The 15,800-nt window shown below is 36.1% G+C and carries 12 protein-coding genes; 10 read left to right on the plus strand and 2 right to left on the minus strand.

Annotated elements, in window-relative coordinates; genetic code table 11:
* Nucleotides 1–11 precede the first annotated feature (11 nt).
* A complete protein-coding gene (locus M9C83_03265) occupies nucleotides 12–2,447 on the plus strand; it encodes a glycoside hydrolase family 3 C-terminal domain-containing protein (GenBank protein ID URQ67227.1) in 2,436 nt (811 codons plus the stop codon).
* Here the strand turns inward: M9C83_03265 and M9C83_03270 are convergent, their stop codons facing one another.
* A complete protein-coding gene (locus M9C83_03270; protein ID URQ67228.1) occupies nucleotides 2,448–3,356 on the minus strand; it encodes an SDR family NAD(P)-dependent oxidoreductase in 909 nt (302 codons plus the stop codon).
* A gap of 103 nt (nucleotides 3,357–3,459) precedes the next feature.
* Here M9C83_03270 and M9C83_03275 point away from each other — a divergent pair, with 103 nt between their 5' ends.
* Genes M9C83_03275 through M9C83_03315 form a run of 9 tightly spaced genes read left to right on the plus strand, consistent with a single transcriptional unit; the run spans nucleotide 3,460 to nucleotide 14,745 of the window.
* Nucleotides 3,460–4,899 carry an MFS transporter gene (locus M9C83_03275; GenBank protein ID URQ67229.1) on the plus strand — a complete coding sequence of 480 codons (1,440 nt, stop codon included), beginning with the start codon at nucleotides 3,460–3,462 and terminating at the stop codon, nucleotides 4,897–4,899.
* The gene (locus tag M9C83_03280; GenBank protein URQ67230.1) at nucleotides 4,899–5,687 is read left to right on the plus strand and encodes a rhomboid family intramembrane serine protease; all 789 of its coding nucleotides are present in this window, start codon (nucleotides 4,899–4,901) and stop codon (nucleotides 5,685–5,687) included. The genes M9C83_03275 and M9C83_03280 overlap by 1 nt, the downstream gene beginning before the upstream one ends.
* A gap of 3 nt (nucleotides 5,688–5,690) precedes the next feature.
* Nucleotides 5,691–7,913 carry a DUF3604 domain-containing protein gene (locus M9C83_03285; protein URQ67231.1) on the plus strand — a complete coding sequence of 741 codons (2,223 nt, stop codon included), beginning with the start codon at nucleotides 5,691–5,693 and terminating at the stop codon, nucleotides 7,911–7,913.
* Nucleotides 7,914–7,930: 17 nt separating this feature from the next.
* Nucleotides 7,931–9,412 (plus strand): MFS transporter, encoded by a 1,482-nt coding sequence (locus M9C83_03290; protein ID URQ67232.1) that lies wholly within the window; start codon nucleotides 7,931–7,933, stop codon nucleotides 9,410–9,412.
* Nucleotides 9,412–9,870 carry a methylated-DNA--[protein]-cysteine S-methyltransferase gene (locus M9C83_03295; protein ID URQ67233.1) on the plus strand — a complete coding sequence of 153 codons (459 nt, stop codon included), beginning with the start codon at nucleotides 9,412–9,414 and terminating at the stop codon, nucleotides 9,868–9,870. The genes M9C83_03290 and M9C83_03295 overlap by 1 nt, the downstream gene beginning before the upstream one ends.
* Nucleotides 9,871–9,879: 9 nt before the next feature.
* Nucleotides 9,880–10,200: a BolA/IbaG family iron-sulfur metabolism protein gene (locus M9C83_03300; protein URQ67234.1), complete on the plus strand. Its 321-nt coding sequence runs from the start codon at nucleotides 9,880–9,882 to the stop codon at nucleotides 10,198–10,200.
* A 9-nt stretch (nucleotides 10,201–10,209) separates the two neighbouring features.
* Nucleotides 10,210–11,133 carry a rhodanese-related sulfurtransferase gene (locus M9C83_03305; protein URQ67235.1) on the plus strand — a complete coding sequence of 308 codons (924 nt, stop codon included), beginning with the start codon at nucleotides 10,210–10,212 and terminating at the stop codon, nucleotides 11,131–11,133.
* Between the two features lie 2 nt (nucleotides 11,134–11,135).
* Nucleotides 11,136–13,613, plus strand: coding sequence for an MMPL family transporter (locus tag M9C83_03310; GenBank protein ID URQ67236.1), 2,478 nt, complete (start codon nucleotides 11,136–11,138; stop codon nucleotides 13,611–13,613).
* Between the two features lies 1 nt (nucleotide 13,614).
* Nucleotides 13,615–14,745 carry a CoA transferase gene (locus M9C83_03315; GenBank protein ID URQ67237.1) on the plus strand — a complete coding sequence of 377 codons (1,131 nt, stop codon included), beginning with the start codon at nucleotides 13,615–13,617 and terminating at the stop codon, nucleotides 14,743–14,745.
* 215 nt (nucleotides 14,746–14,960) lie between these two features.
* Here the strand turns inward: M9C83_03315 and M9C83_03320 are convergent, their stop codons facing one another.
* Nucleotides 14,961–15,764, minus strand: a complete 804-nt coding sequence (locus M9C83_03320) for a TatD family hydrolase (protein URQ67238.1) — start codon at nucleotides 15,762–15,764, stop codon at nucleotides 14,961–14,963.
* Nucleotides 15,765–15,800 lie beyond the last annotated feature (36 nt).

Consider the following 15,800-nt stretch of genomic DNA (forward strand, 5'->3'; position numbering starts at 1 on the left):
AATTTGCTTCTATGGACAGAATAGAATCCTTAATAGGGGAGCTTACCCTTGAAGAAAAAGTTTCTATTTTGTCAGGTTCTTCAGCTTGGCATACCACTGCGGTACCTAGACTTAACATTCCACGAGTAAAGATGACTGATGGCCCTATAGGTGCCAGAGGAGATTCAGTTTCTGGTGCTACTTCGGCTTGCTTTCCAAGTGCCTCATGCCTTTCTTCTTCTTGGGACAAAGATAATATTGAAAATATTGCAAGAGCTATTGGAGTAGAAGCAAAGAGCAAAGATGCAGATGTTCTTTTGGGTCCAACCATTAACCTGCATAGGCATCCATTAGGTGGTAGACATTTCGAATGTTACTCCGAAGACCCTATTCTAACTGGTGAGCTAGCAAGCAGCTATGTAACAGGTGTTCAATCTGTTGGAGTCTCAGCATGTCTGAAACATTTCATCGGTAATGATACTGAATATCAAAGACACTTTGTAAGTTCAAATATTGATGAAAGAACTTTGAGGGAGTTATATCTTTTACCTTTTGAAATGGGCGTAAAAGCTGGATCTTTGTCAGTTATGTCAGCTTATAATCAATTAAATAATATATTTTGCTCCTCTCATGACGAGATGCTCAATAAAGTTCTTAAAGATGAATGGAATTTTCCTGGATATGTAGTCAGTGATTGGGGAGCTGCACAAGATACAATTGGGAATGCCAATGGTGGTCTTGATTGTGAAATGCCAGGTCCTGCCAGAAGTTGGGGTGAAAATCTTGTCAAAGCTGTTAGTGACGGTAAGGTCAATGAAGAAACAGTTGACGATAAGGTGAGAAGAATTTTAAGAGTAGCTGAATTTACGGGGAGATTAGATAAATTAGATGAGATGCCTGAAGAGAGTAACGATTTAGAAGAAGATAGGATTCTTATAAGAAAAGCTGGATCTGAAGGTATGGTTTTACTCAAGAATGATGGAGTCTTACCCTTACAAAAAGATAAAATCAAAAAACTTGCTGTTATTGGACCCAATGCTCTTAAGGGACAATATATGGGAGGAGGGAGTGCATCACTAAGTCCGCATTATGTCATCCATCCATTAGAGGGAATTGAGTCTGCTTTAGGTAAAGGTAAGAAAGTTGATTATGCAAAGGGCTGCCACACTCATAAATTCTTACCTGCAATTCCAGGTGAACTTTTTAAAGAAAATAATGGATTTAAGGTTGAATTTTATGATGGACAAGAGTTTGAAGGCCAACCCATTGAAACCAAGATTCTCAAAGGTAATAAGTTTTGGGCTATGGGAGGTTTTGGTTTAGATATAGTTGCGCAATCTAAACGACCTTCATTGAGTGTTAGGTTTACAGGTGAATTGCAACCTAAATTCTCTGGAGAGTATGATTTTGAAATATTTAGTATTGGACCTTCTAGGCTCTCAATAAATGGTGTAAATCAGATCGATAATTGGACTTCTCAAGATCCAGGCGATGCATTTTTTGGAATGGGTTCTGCTCCAAAAAGAAAAAAAATAAATTTTGAAGAAGGGCAAACATATCTATTAGAGGTTGAATATAAATGGGAGGGAAGATTCCCAGCTGTCCAAATTGGAATGCAGGCACCAGATCAACATGACTTAATGGAGGAAGCTATTTCTGTAGCAAAAGAGGCGGATGCGGTAATCTTAATAGTTGGTACTAATTCAGATTGGGAAACCGAAGGAAATGATAGGTCAAACCTAGACTTACCCTCCAACCAAGATGAGTTAATTGCGAAAATATGTAAAGTCAATAAAAATACTGTAGTTGTATTGAATACTGGATCACCTTGCTTAATGCCTTGGGTTGAAGACGCTGGTTCAATCTTACAATGTTGGTTTCCAGGTCAAGAGTTTGGAAATTCTTTATCTGACATAATCTTTGGAAAAATAAACCCGTCAGGTAAATTGCCAACCACATTTCCAAAATCAATTAAAGATACGCCAGCTTATGCGACATACCCAGGTAAAGATCTTCAAATGGATTATGAAGAAGGTTTATATATTGGATATAGATGGTACGAAAAGGAAGAAATTGAACCATTATTCCCATTTGGACATGGACTATCATATACGTCCTTTGAGTATTCAAATTTGAGAGCTGTTCCTCCAAAAGGAAATGCTTCTGTGGCTGCTTTTGAACTAGAAATAAGTAATGTTGGCAATGTAGCTGGCAAGGAAATCATACAAGGCTATATTAAAGTGCCAGATTCAAAAGTTGATCGTCCTCCAAAAGAGTTGAAGAAATTTACGAAAATTTCTTTGGAACCAGGTGAGACTCAAAAGATAAAATTTGAATTATCAGAAAGAGATTTATCCTTCTGGAATGTCGATAATCATTCATGGCAAGTGGAACCTGCAGAGTATATATTTGAAGCTGGTGCTTCAGCTTCTGACATAAGATGTTCAGCTTCCGTCTGGTTGGGTTGATCAGACCTTTTTTGGTGCGCCTTTTTCTTCTACCTCTTGATCATGAAATTTTCTAGTTTCAACTAGTTCTGGTATAAGTTTATCTAATTGTTCTAGAGTCCATAAATTGTCGGTAGTAAAAGATTGAATAATCGCAGGTTGTTGCATAATACCAAGTATTCCACCTTGAGAATGTATGATTTGTGAAGTTACCTCGCTAGCTTCCTCTGTACATAGCCAGGCTACTACAGGAGCTATTTGACCCGGTCCTTGTGTCCAATCATTTTCATCGTATTTTCTTCCTGCAGCTTCAATAAGATCAATTGTCAGTCTAGTAGCCGCTCCAGGAGAGATTGTATTAACTGTACATTTATACTTAGCAACTTCTAATGCAAGTGATCTGGTAAAGCCGGCTATTCCTTCTTTAGCTGCGCCATAATTTACTTGTCCAAAATTCCCAAATAATCCTGAAACAGATGACATATTAATAATTCTGCAACCCAAGACATTATTATCTCTCATGTACCTTACTAACGGTCTAGTGCAGTTGTAGTGACCTTTTAGATGAACCTCCATTATGACGTCCCAATCAGATTCTTCCATATTGTAAAGTGTTCTATCCCTCAAGACTCCTGCATTATTGACAAGTATATCCGCTCGACCAAAAGCATCTATTGCAGTATTAAATATATTTTGTCCACCTTCAACTGTTCCCACGGAGTCATAGTTGGCCGCTGCATCAGAGCCAAGTGCTTTTATTTCTTCAACAACCTCATCGGCTACTTTACTTTCACCGCTTCCATCTCTACCTCCACCCAAATCATTTACAACAATTTTTGCTCCCTCTGATGCTAAATAAAGGCATATTTCTCTTCCTATACCTCTTCCAGCTCCAGTGATTATTGCAACCTTATCTTTTAATCTAGCCATAATTTTCTCCCTCATTTATTCTACTTCGAAAAAAAATTTTAAGGTATTTATTTAGTCTCATTTAAGGTATAAAGAAAGTCGTTAATTAGGGAAAATAAGATTAATGGATAAAGATTTAGTTAAAGCCCAAAGCGCTTCAAATGGAATGCTTGGAACCTATGGCATAGGTGCTATTGGAGGTGGAATTAAAAATAATCTTTTAGGTTACTGGTTGCTCTATTACTATAATCGTGTCTTAGGCTTGGATGCTGATATGGTTGCTTTAGCAATAGCTATTGCACTTGTCGTTGATGCTTTAACTGATCCTTGGGTTGGTATATGGTCAGATAGAGTCAGAACAAAATGGGGTCGCAGGCATCCGTTTATGTACATTGCGATAATTCCTTTTGCGTTGTCATATTTTTTTATTCTTCAGGACCCAGGGGATCTTTCACAGACATCACATTTTACTAGACTACTTTTCCTTCTCATCCTCATGAGAGTATCAATGACCTTTTACGAAATTCCCAGAGGAGCCTTAGCGCCTGAGTTAACCAAAGACTATGATCAGAGGAATAAAATAGCTGGTATTTCAATGGCCTTGGGGTGGTTTGGTGGCGCTGGAATAGCTTTCATACACCAAGAATACTTTCTTGTAGATAGTTTTTCTAATGCTACAGGTTATCAGCTTCTTGGTTTCTGGGGTGGTTTAGGAATTTTTATTAGCACAGCATTCACTGCTATAGGGACTCATAGCCAAATTCCTAATCTTCATGTACCTCCAGAAAGATCATTTCATATTCCTACATTTCTAGCTGAGGCGAAACAAACTTTATCCAATAAATCATGGTTAGTGCTATTTGCCTCTGGTTGTATTTATGCATTAGTAGTAGGAACTGACACAGGTGCAGGAGTTTATTACTCTGATTATTTTTGGGAATGGAAGCCTAACGAAGTATCTTCATTTGCACTCTGGCAAGCTATTTCAGTAATAACTCTAGTTCTTCTAGCATCGTGGATAGCGAGCGGAAGAAGTAAGAAAAAAATTGCTGTAGGAATTTTTCTTTTCTCTATTTTTATAGGCCCTTTACCAATGATCTTAAGACTATTAGATCCTTATTTTGATTTACAGCTTTTTCCATCAAATGGAACTGACACAATCTGGTGGATTCTTCTCATCCATAGTTGCCTAATTGCCGCCCTGGGTTCACTGGGATTTGTTTTTGTGACCTCCATGGGTATGGAGATTGTTGAAGATGTTGAAACAACTACAGGTAGAAGAGAAGAAGGATTGTTGGGAACTGTTAATGGATTTATACAAAAGTTAATTGGGGCTGGCGGTGTTTTAATAGCAGGCTCAATTGTCAGTTGGGCTGGTTTCGATGATCCAAATGTAACAAGAGAAATGTTAACCGGTGAAATCATTAATAGATTTGCATTTGTGCATGTAGTAATTGGCATTTGTTTACCTATAATTTCTACATTATTACTTTTGATGTATGACATTGACCGTAAAGGACATTTAGAGAATGTTAATGACCTTGGCTATGTAGATAAGAGTTAATGTTCTTCTTTCCAATTTCTGATGATAATGAAAGCGCTACAAAACCTTTAGTCTGTTATTTTATTATCGGTATTTGTTGTTTCGTTTTTCTCTGGCAGAGCACACTTCCTGTTCATTTAAATAGGGAAGCAATTTATAATTTTGGAGTCATTCCTGCAGCGTTGCTTGGTTCTCAAGAAAGCTTTATAAGTCCATATTTAACAATTCTCACTTCAATGTTTATGCATGGAGGATGGATACATCTTATTGGCAATATGGTTTTTCTTTGGATCTTTGGTGACAACATTGAGGATAGTATGGGTCACAAGAAATTCCTTATCTTTTATTTGCTATCTGGTATAGCTGCTGCTTTACTTCAGACATCAATCGACCCTGAATCCAATGTCCCAATGATTGGTGCAAGTGGAGCAATTGCTGGAATTTTGGGAGCATATTTGGTTCTTCATCCAAAAGCTAATGTAAATGTTTTATTTTGGTTATTTATCTTTATAACAGTAATAAAAGTTCCTGCTTTTATTGTCCTAAGTATCTGGATCATCAGTCAATTTTTTAGTGTTTCAATGGGTAGTGAAGGTGGAGTTGCGTATTTTGCTCACATTGGTGGCTTTATAGCAGGTTGTTTTTTAATTTATTTTTTTAAATATTCTCATGTAAGGTTATTTCAAGAAGGAAATTCAAAATCTTTTGAATCAAGTAATTTCTCTATTAATGGGTTATTTAATCAAAGAAAAGAAAGGGATTTTATGCAGGAATTTATCGACACAGCGAACAAAAAAGATAAAAATTAATTAATGCGCTACATATATTATCTACTTGGAACTGTCTTTATTGTTTGCGGAATATACATAACCGGAATATATCTAGATTTATATGGTGAATTAGAAGAGCCAGGTCTTTCAGTAAATTCTGAACTTCCTAAATCTTTAGTGGATAAAAAACAAATTTCTCAAAAACCATATGGAAGACAGAAACAAATCTTATTTGGAGATACTCATGTTCATACTACATATTCAACTGACGCTTTTCTTTGGAGCTTGCCAATACTCAACGGCGAAGGTCCTCATCCGATAGCTGATGCTTGTGATTTTGCACGGTTTTGCGCCAATCTAGACTTTTGGGTTTCAACTGATCATGCAGAGGCCTTAACACCGAGAAAGTGGAAATCCATAAAAGAAGCTGTAAGGAATTGTAACAGTCCCACAGATGCAAAAGATCCTGATTTAGTAACTTTTCTCGGATATGAATGGACTCAAGTTGGAAATACAGCTGACACACACTACGGCCATAAAAATGTAATGTTTCTAGATATTGAAGAAGGCAAAGTTCCGGAACGTGCAATTGGCGCTGGTGGATTAGCGACCAACGGAATGAGAGCGGGCATACCTGGACAGTCAAGACAGTTAAGACCAGCTGCTTTACTTGATTTTGAAAATAGACACAGATATTTTGATTTTATAGCTTTTGCTGATGAACTAGCTGAAGCAAAAATGTGTGATGAAGGTATACCATCAAGTCAGTTAAGCGACGATTGTTATGAATATGCAGATACTCCGAAAGATTTATTTGAAAAGCTTAGAGATTTAAATTTCCCTACAATTGTCATACCGCATGGGAATACGTGGGGTTTTTACACTCCACCCAATTCAACTTTAGACAAGCAACTAGAGGCAGACTTTAATGATGATAATTTGCAAATTCTGTTTGAGGTTATGTCGGGTCATGGAAATTCTGAAGAGTATAGGTCCTGGAGATCATTAAATGTTGATCAAAATGGAAATTTCATTTGCCCTAAACCTACTAAAGAATATTTACCGAGTTGTTGGAGAGCAGGAGAAATTATCGAAGAAAGATGTCTCAATAACGGATTTTCAGATAGTGAATGTTCTTTAAGAGCTGAAGAGGCAAGAGATAATTATGCTGTAATGGGTGTTGCAGGACACTTAACTGTGCCCGGTGTAACAATAGAAGATTGGCTAGATTCTGGACAATGCAGAGATTGTTATCTTCCTTCTTTTAATTATAGGCCTGCAGGATCAGCTCAATATGGGCTTGCAATCTCTAATTTTGATGAAGAAAGTCCCAAGAGATTTAACTTTGGATTTATTGCATCGAGTGATAATCATAGAGCTAGACCAGGAACGGGATACAAAGAAATTGATAGATTTGTTACAACTGAAGCCAATGGACCAAGTCATGACTATGTGGGCGAAGTTCTTTACCCTGTTGAAGAAATTAAAGACAGATCAAATGATTTAAGAGACCAGCCATTACTTGGATTGAGAGCTGGATTTGGAGCTTTTGAAGCAGAGCGAGAAGCTTCCTTTTTTACAACGGGAGGATTAGCTGCTGTTCATGCTTCTGGTAGAGATCGGCAATCTATATGGCAAAGTCTAACCAGTAAAGAAACTTACGGGACTACAGGAGACAGGATTCTTCTTTGGTTTGATTTAGTGAATCAAGATTCACTGATTCCAATGGGAAGCACTGTCAATAAAACAGACAACCCTACATTCAGAGTCAAGGCAGTTGGTGCATTTGAGCAGAAGCCAGGATGTCCCGATTATTCCTCTACTGATATAACCAAGGAAGAAATAGAGAGAATTTGCAAAAATGAATGTTATAACCCTTCTGATACAAGAAAAATTATCTCTAGAATTGAAATAGTTAAGATTACTCCCCAGATTGCTAAGTCCGAGCGTATCGAAGACCTAATTGATGATGCTTGGAAAACTTTTGAATGCAAACCAAGTCAGCAAGGATGTGAGATTGAGTTTATAGATGAAGAGTTTGAAGATAACTCAAGGGATACAATTTATTACGTTAGAGCAATCCAAGAACCATCACCTGTAGTGAATGGTGGCAATCTTCGTTGTACTTTCAACGATAAAGGAGAGTGTATTAAGGTAAATATCTGTTATGGTGATTCAAGAACTGACAAAGAAGATGATTGTCTGACTCTTTCTGAGGAAAGAGCTTGGTCTTCTCCAATTTATATAAATTTTACCGAAGCTTAAGATAATACACATAAAGCATGGAAAAGCAGCCACAAGAAACTCAGTTAGATTTTAAAACAAAGTTTTTTTATGGGTTTGGGTCCATATCATTTGGAATTAAAAACAATGGCTTTAGCTTTTTTGTTCTTTTTGTTTACAACTCTGTATTCGGTTTGCCTGGGTGGATGACTGGACTTGCGCTGAATATAATTCTAGTAATTGATGCAATCACAGACCCTTTAGTTGGTTATTATTCGGATCGAACCAGATCTAGGTGGGGTAGGCGACATCCATATATGTATGCAGCTGCTATACCGGTCGCGATAACTTACTATTTCCTTTGGACACCTCCTGAATACTACTCCGATTGGCAATTATTTTTCTATTTTTTGATCTGTGCAATCATTATTAGAGTTTTCATAACATTTTATGAGGTGCCTTCAATATCTCTAGGACCTGAGCTTACTAGCAATTATGTAGAAAGGACTTCCCTAATGTCTTATAGATATTTCTTTGGTTGGTTTGGAGGTTTAACCACTTATAATTTAGTTTGGTTTTGGTTTGGACCCAATAATGTAACTGATGCATATTCCGATGGTAGATTTAACCCTGATGCTTGGGCAGATTATGGTTTAGTCGCAGCTTTTCTTATTTTTTTAGGAATCCTAGTTACGAGTCTTGGTACCCATAAACATATTCCTAGGTTATTAGCTCCTCCCGAATCTAAAGCTGCACCTTTAGGAGAAGTTTTAAAAGAACTTAAAGAAACCTTACTCTCCAATAAGTCTTATATGTTTCTATTTTTTTCAGGTCTTCTTGCCGCTATGGCAGGAGGAATTGAAGCAGCATTTGCAATATATTTTGATTCTTTCTTTTGGGGTTTAAATACGAATGAGATGCTAACAAGAGGGTTATGCCTTTACCTAGCCCCAATAATAGCCATTTTCACTGCTCCAATTCTTACAGATAGATTTGGTAAAAAGAATACTGTAATGTCCATTTGGGCTTTTCAGATAATATTTGCTGCTTTGCCTTTTGCACTCAGATACATAGATTTGGTTTATGGAACTTCTCTTTTCCCAGCAAATGGTAGTGTTTATCTTCTGCCTGTGTTGTGCGTACATGTTGTCATAAATGTCTCCGCTGGAATAATAGTATTTGCTACTCTCGCCTCGATGCTTATGGACTTAGTTGAAGATATTCAGCTTAAGACAGGCAGAAGAGAGGAAGGGATACTTTTCTCAGCTAGAAGTTTTGCGGATAAGGCAGTTAGCGGTTTTGGTTTAACCTTTGCTGGAATAATCTTAACTCTTATTTCTTTTCCTGACCCTGAGGCTCGACAGATGCTCGATAATGTCATTCCAGATCAAATACTGGCTAACCTAGCTTTGTGGTATGTGCCAATTTGTATTATTGCTTTTGGAAGTGCTTTATCTCTAGTTTCAGGCTACACACTAACCCGAGATGATCACGAAGAAAACGCTGCAAACCCAGATACTAAAGTTTGGAAAGATAGTTAATGCTTCACGCACACTTATACAACTCACCAGTTGGAGATATAAGCTTAATAAAGGACGAAATGGATTTAATAGGCTTATCTTTTTCAAATCAAATCCCTAATAATATTGAAACAAAAAATGATATAAACCTCTTCAAAATAATAATTGATCAGTTGAATGAGTATTTCTATGAAGGTAGAAAAGATTTTACTATCCAATACAGATTACCCTTTACTGGTTTTAGATCAGCAGTTTTTGAAGAGATGATTAAGATACCTTATGGAGAATGTGTTTCATATTCTTATCTTGCAAAGAAAGTCGGTAATCCAAATGCTTATCGAGCAGTTGGTACTAGCTGCGGAAAGAATCCACTTCCAATAGTCGTGCCCTGTCATAGGGTTGTATCAAAATCAGGATTAGGGGGCTTCACTGGGGGATTAGATGTTAAAAGATTTCTCTTAAAGCTTGAAAGCAATTAAAATTCAATAATGAGTGCAATTACATCTATAGAAGAAAAATTGAAAAAAGCGCTAGACCCTAGTCATCTAGAGGTAATAGACGAAAGTTATCTTCATAATGTAGAACCAGGTAGAGAATCCCACGTAAGGATAGTGGCTATCTCTAATCTCTTTGAGGGACTCAATTTAGTTAAAAGACATCAGCTTATTTATGCCGAGATACAAGAAGAGATAGATGGACCGATACATGCCCTATCTATTCATACTTTTACGGAAAATGAATGGATAGAAAAAAATAAAAAAACAGAGCCTTCTCCAAATTGTCTGGGCGGCAGTAAAAACGATAACTAGAAAATTAAAATGGCGGATAATCATGTCGTTACCTTCTATTCAATAGAAAAAATTGGTGACCATAAAAAAGTTGGTAGGACTGTTGAACGACACTGTATTAAAAACAATATAGTAGGAACTTTTTTTTCGACGCCGCAAGGTATCAATACTACTTTGTCTGGAAAGAAAAAGGCTTTAATCGAGCTTGTTTCCTTATTGAAAAAGAAATTTAAATTAATAATCAAAGACGAAACATGGTCTTCGTCTAATTCTTTGCCTTTTAAGAGATTAAAAATAAAGTGTAGAAATAGATTGTTGCCATTAAAGGGTGATTTCGATCCAGTTAATTCAAGAGGTAAACATTTGAATTACCAGGACTGGAATAAATTAATTACGGATCCCAATACAATCATTCTTGATGTCAGGAATAATTACGAAACGGAAATAGGCACCTTCAAAAACTCCATTATCCCTAAAATGAATAATCTAACTGAATTTCCTCATTTCGTTGATAAAGAGTTATCTGAAACAAAAAAGAAAAAGATAGCTATGTTTTGTACAGGAGGTATAAGGTGCGAAATAGCTTCCTCTTTCATGATGAATGAAGGTTTTGAAGATGTCTATCAACTTGATGGTGGTATTTTAAGATATCTCAAAGATGTTCAAGAAGAAAATTTATGGGAAGGTGAATGTTTTGTTTTTGATGAAAGAGTAACTGTAGATAAGCATTTAAACCCAGGAAGTTTTCTTCAATGTTTTGGTTGCAGAAGACCTCTATCAAAAACTGATCTTGAATCAAAATATTACAAAAAGGGCGTATCTTGTCATAAGTGTTACAACATCTCTTCTAAAAAAGATAAGGAAAGATTCTCTCAAAGACAATTGCAAATTGATTTAGCAGAAGAACGAGGGCATGTTCATATGGGTGTTAACGCAAAACAAAATAAGATATAAAAATGTCTAAAGTCTTTTCTAAATTCGTTACATCTTACCCAAAGATGCTTTTTATTTCTTTTCTTGTCGTTTTAACTTTCTCTATATCAAATCTTAGTAACTTTAAGCTAGATGCCTCATCTGACTCTCTTGTATTGGAGAGTGATGATGATCTCAAATATTATAGAGAAGTAAATTCTGATTATGCTTCATCTGACTTTTTAATAATAATCTTTAAACCAAAAGAAGACCTATTTTCTGATGTGACTATTTCTCAAGTGAGAGAAATGGTAAATATTTTTGAACAAATCGAAGGAGTTGATTCTGTTCTTAGTTATTTAGATGCGCCATTACTTTTTAGCCCTAAAATGAGTATGAGCGAACTAGCTGATAATCTTCGGACTATTGAAGACGAAGGTACTGATAAAAACTTGGCAAGGCTAGAATTCAAAAATAGCCCTTTATATACAGATCTACTGACGGATAAAGAAGCAACTTATACCGCAATGCAATTATTGCTAGAAAACAATGTTTCTTACGAAGCAGCTATTAATCAACGTTATCAAATTCTCGAACTTATAAATTCTGAACAATATTCCCCTGCAATTCATGATTTACAATTAAAAAATATAAATGAGGAAATAAAAATACTCAATTCACAAGCATCTATAGATAGAGACGCGCTAATTGAATCGACAAGAAAAGCAATAAACACTTTTAGAGATAAAGGTGATATATACCTTGGCGGCACTGCGATGATTGCGTCTGACATGATTAGTTTTATAAAAAGTGATCTTCAATATTTCGCACTTGGTGTGCTGATTATGTTTGTAATAACTTTAAGTTTAATTTTTAAAAAATTACGTTGGGTTGCAATGCCCTTGATTTCAAGCGCTTTAATTTCTCTTTTCGTTATAGGGTTTTTGGGCTGGATGGACTGGAGGGTTACTGTAGTTTCTTCAAATTTCATCTCACTTCTATTAATAATATCAATATCTTTAACAATACACTTAATTGTTAGATATCAAGAGCTGTATGAGATTAATCCTTCACTCGAAAAAAAGGATTTAGTAGCTTTAACATTAGAGCAAATGTTGAAACCTTGCTTCTATACTGCTCTAACCACAATCATTGCTTTTGCATCTCTGGGAGTGAGTGAAATTAAACCTGTTATGGACTTTGGTAAGATGATGGTTGCAGGAATATTTTTTGCTTTTATTTTTTCTTTTTTTCTTTTTCCAATATTCAGTCTACTTTTTACCTCTAGTCTTGATCAAGAATCGAAAGATTTCAGTAAAGGGGTAACCGTAGGTTTTTCTAAGTTAACTGAAAAATTAGGAAGTTACATCAGTCTTATTGGAATTATTTTATTTTGTATATCTATATATGGCATCAACCAACTTACAGTTGAGAATAGATTTATAGACTATTTCAAGCCATCTACAGAAATCTATAAAGGCATGGACTTACTTGATAATAGGCTTGGTGGTACAGCACCTTTAGATGTAGTTATCAATGCACCCAAAAATTGGGCAACTGATGTAGAAGAAGAATCTTTCGATGATGACTTTGGTTTTGAAGATGAAGAATCAACTATTAATGGTTACTGGTGGAATACTATTTCTTTAGAAAAGCTTGAGCAGATTCACGACTACTTAGATTCTTTACCAGAGATAGGAAAAGTTCTTTCCGTTGCTAGTGGTATAAAAGTAGCAACTGAACTGAAAGATGGCGAGCCTTTGTCGGAGCTTGATTTAGCTCTTGTTAAAAACATGCTTCCAGAAGATATTAAAGAGAATTTACTGAGTTCTTATATTAGCAACGACGAAAATCAAGTTAGGATATCAGCCAGAGTGATTGAGTCTGCCGAGGGTCTCAACCGAAATGAGCTCTTGTATGAAATTTCTGAGACTTTAAAAACAGATTACAATTTGGAAGAAGAACAATTTAGGCTGACTGGCTTAGCAGTGCTTTACAACAATATGTTGCAAAGCTTATTTGATTCCCAGATCGGTACTATTGTTATTGTCTTCAGCATTATTTTTTTAATGTTTTTAATCCTTTTTCGTTCTTTGTATTTATCCATTATTGGGATTATTCCTAATCTATTGGCAGCAGGAGTTGTATTGGGAACTATGGGTATTTTTTCAATACCCCTAGACATTATGACCATTACTGTTGCTGCTATCAGCGTTGGTATGGCAGTAGATAACACTATCCACTATATTCATAGATTTAAAAAAGAATTTAAAGTTTCAGGAATCTATATTCAGGCTATGAAAGATAGTCATAGAACCATAGGAAGGGCAATGTTTTATACTTCATTAACAATCATTCTTGGATTTTTAGTATTTTCAACTTCTAATTTCAATCCAAGTGTCTACTTTGGGTTCTTTGTATCATTAGCGATGGTTATGGCATTATTAGGGGCACTAACGTTATTACCCCAATTGATTCTTTATTTTAAACCATTGGGAAAAGAAAAATTAACAGGAGACTAGTATGGGACCACTAAAGGGATTCAAGATAATTGAAATGGCTGGAATAGGTCCAGGACCATTCTGTGGAATGATTTTGGCTGATCTTGGAGCAGAGATAATAAGAGTTGATAGAGCTTCGGCTGCAGGGACAGGTTCAAGAGAAGAGCCAGCTAACCGTGGGAAGAAATCAATCGCTGTAGACTTAAAGAGCGAAGATGGAGTAGAGGTAGTATTAAAATTAGTCGAAAGTGCAGATGCTATTTTTGAAGGTTTCAGACCTGGTGTAATGGAAAGATTAGGACTAGGACCTGATGTATGCCAAAAAAGGAACGAGAAACTAGTTTTTGGAAGAATGACTGGATGGGGTCAAACTGGTCCATTGGCGAATGCAGCTGGACATGATATTAACTATATTGCTTTATCAGGAGCTTTAGCTGCAATAGGAAGAGACGATTCTCCTCCTGTTCCACCTTTAAATCTCATTGGAGATTTTGGAGGCGGTGGCATGTTATTGGCGTTAGGTATTGTGGCTGCTCTTTTAGAGACTCAGAGTTCCGGTAAGGGTCAGGTCATTGATGCAGCCATGACTGATGGATCTTCTCTACTAATGACAATGATGTATTCAATGCATCAATCAGGGTTTTGGAACTTGGAACGCCAAACTAATCTTTTAGATGGAGCAGCACATTTTTATGATACTTACGAGTGCAAGGATGGAAAATATGTATCAATTGGGTCGATTGAACCTCAATTTTACACCTTACTTTGTGAAAAGGCTGAGTTGTCAATTGATGACTTTGGAGATCAAATGAAACGAGATACTTGGCAAAATAAAAAACAACTGATTAAGGACGTCTTTTTAACAAAGACAAGAGAAGAATGGTGTGATCTTATGGAGGGGAGTGATGTATGTTTTGCACCTGTATTGGATATGAGTGAAGCACCTTTGCACCCGCATAATATCGCTCGACAAACGTTTATTGAAATTGAGGGTGTAACCCAACCCGCACCTGCTCCAAGATTCGATAGAACTCAAAATGAAATTACGCTACCACCAGCCATTGCAGGTGAACATTCAAAGGATATACTAGAATCAATAGGTATTGATAGTAATGAATATGATAGATTGATTTCATCGGGTTCTGTAGTTTGAGAGAGCTCATCCTAATCTCCGGAGAAGACTGTAATTTATGCAGAGAAGCTCAACAATTACTTTCTCAGATATATCTGAAAGACTGCATAATTACCACTGTAGATATATATTCAAAGAGAACATATGTTGATAAATATTGGGATAAAATTCCAGTCATTCTCTATGGTGAACAAGAGTTACTTTGGCCGTTTGATGAAGAGAAAGTAATTAAACTTTTAGACTGATATATCAAAAAAATCTAATGAATTCATATAAATGGCTGAAAAAACTAATTCTTCGCTTTCTCTTCTTAACTCTGAAACCTTTCTAGCGATATGATTCAAGTACTTGGGTTCATTTCTGGAGGATTTATCAATATCCATATCTCTAGGTAGCAAATATGGGGCATCAGTTTCTATCATTAATTTTTCTAGTGGTATTTGAGAAATTAGCTCTTCTAGATGCTTGCCTCTTCTTTCATCACATAACCAGCCGGTTATTCCTATGTAGAATCCCATGTCGAGGTATTTCTTCAAAGCTTCCTCTGTTCCTGTGAAACAATGCACAACACTTTTGGGTAAATCTTTTAAGTATAGAGATGTAATGTCAACAAATTTTTCATGGGCGTCTCTCTCATGCAAGAATAAAGGTTTATTTAATTCAATGGATAACTCGAGATGGGCTTCAAAACTCTTTTGTTGATCTTCTGGGGAAGAAAAATTTCTATTAAAATCTAAACCCGTTTCTCCTATCGACTTAACTAAATCATTTTTTAATAAATCTTTAATTTCACTAAAGGCAGCAGTTGAATATTCCTTTGCATTATGAGGATGTATTCCAGCGGTAGAAATACAAGTTTTGGGATATCTCTGAGTAATCTCGAAGGCTTCTAAGCTATCTTTTACTGAAGATCCGGTGACTGATAATCTTTTTACCCCAAGTTTACTCGCCTCAATTATTACGGAATCTAAGTCTTCAGTAAAAGACTCATGTGTCAAATTGGCTCCGATATCAAAAAATTGTTCTTGAATAAGTGGCATTATGACCTCTATTATAAAACAGTATATTTTTTAGGG

This window comes from SAR86 cluster bacterium, from assembly GCA_023703575.1.
Lineage (GTDB): Bacteria > Pseudomonadota > Gammaproteobacteria > Magnimaribacterales > Magnimaribacteraceae > Magnimaribacter.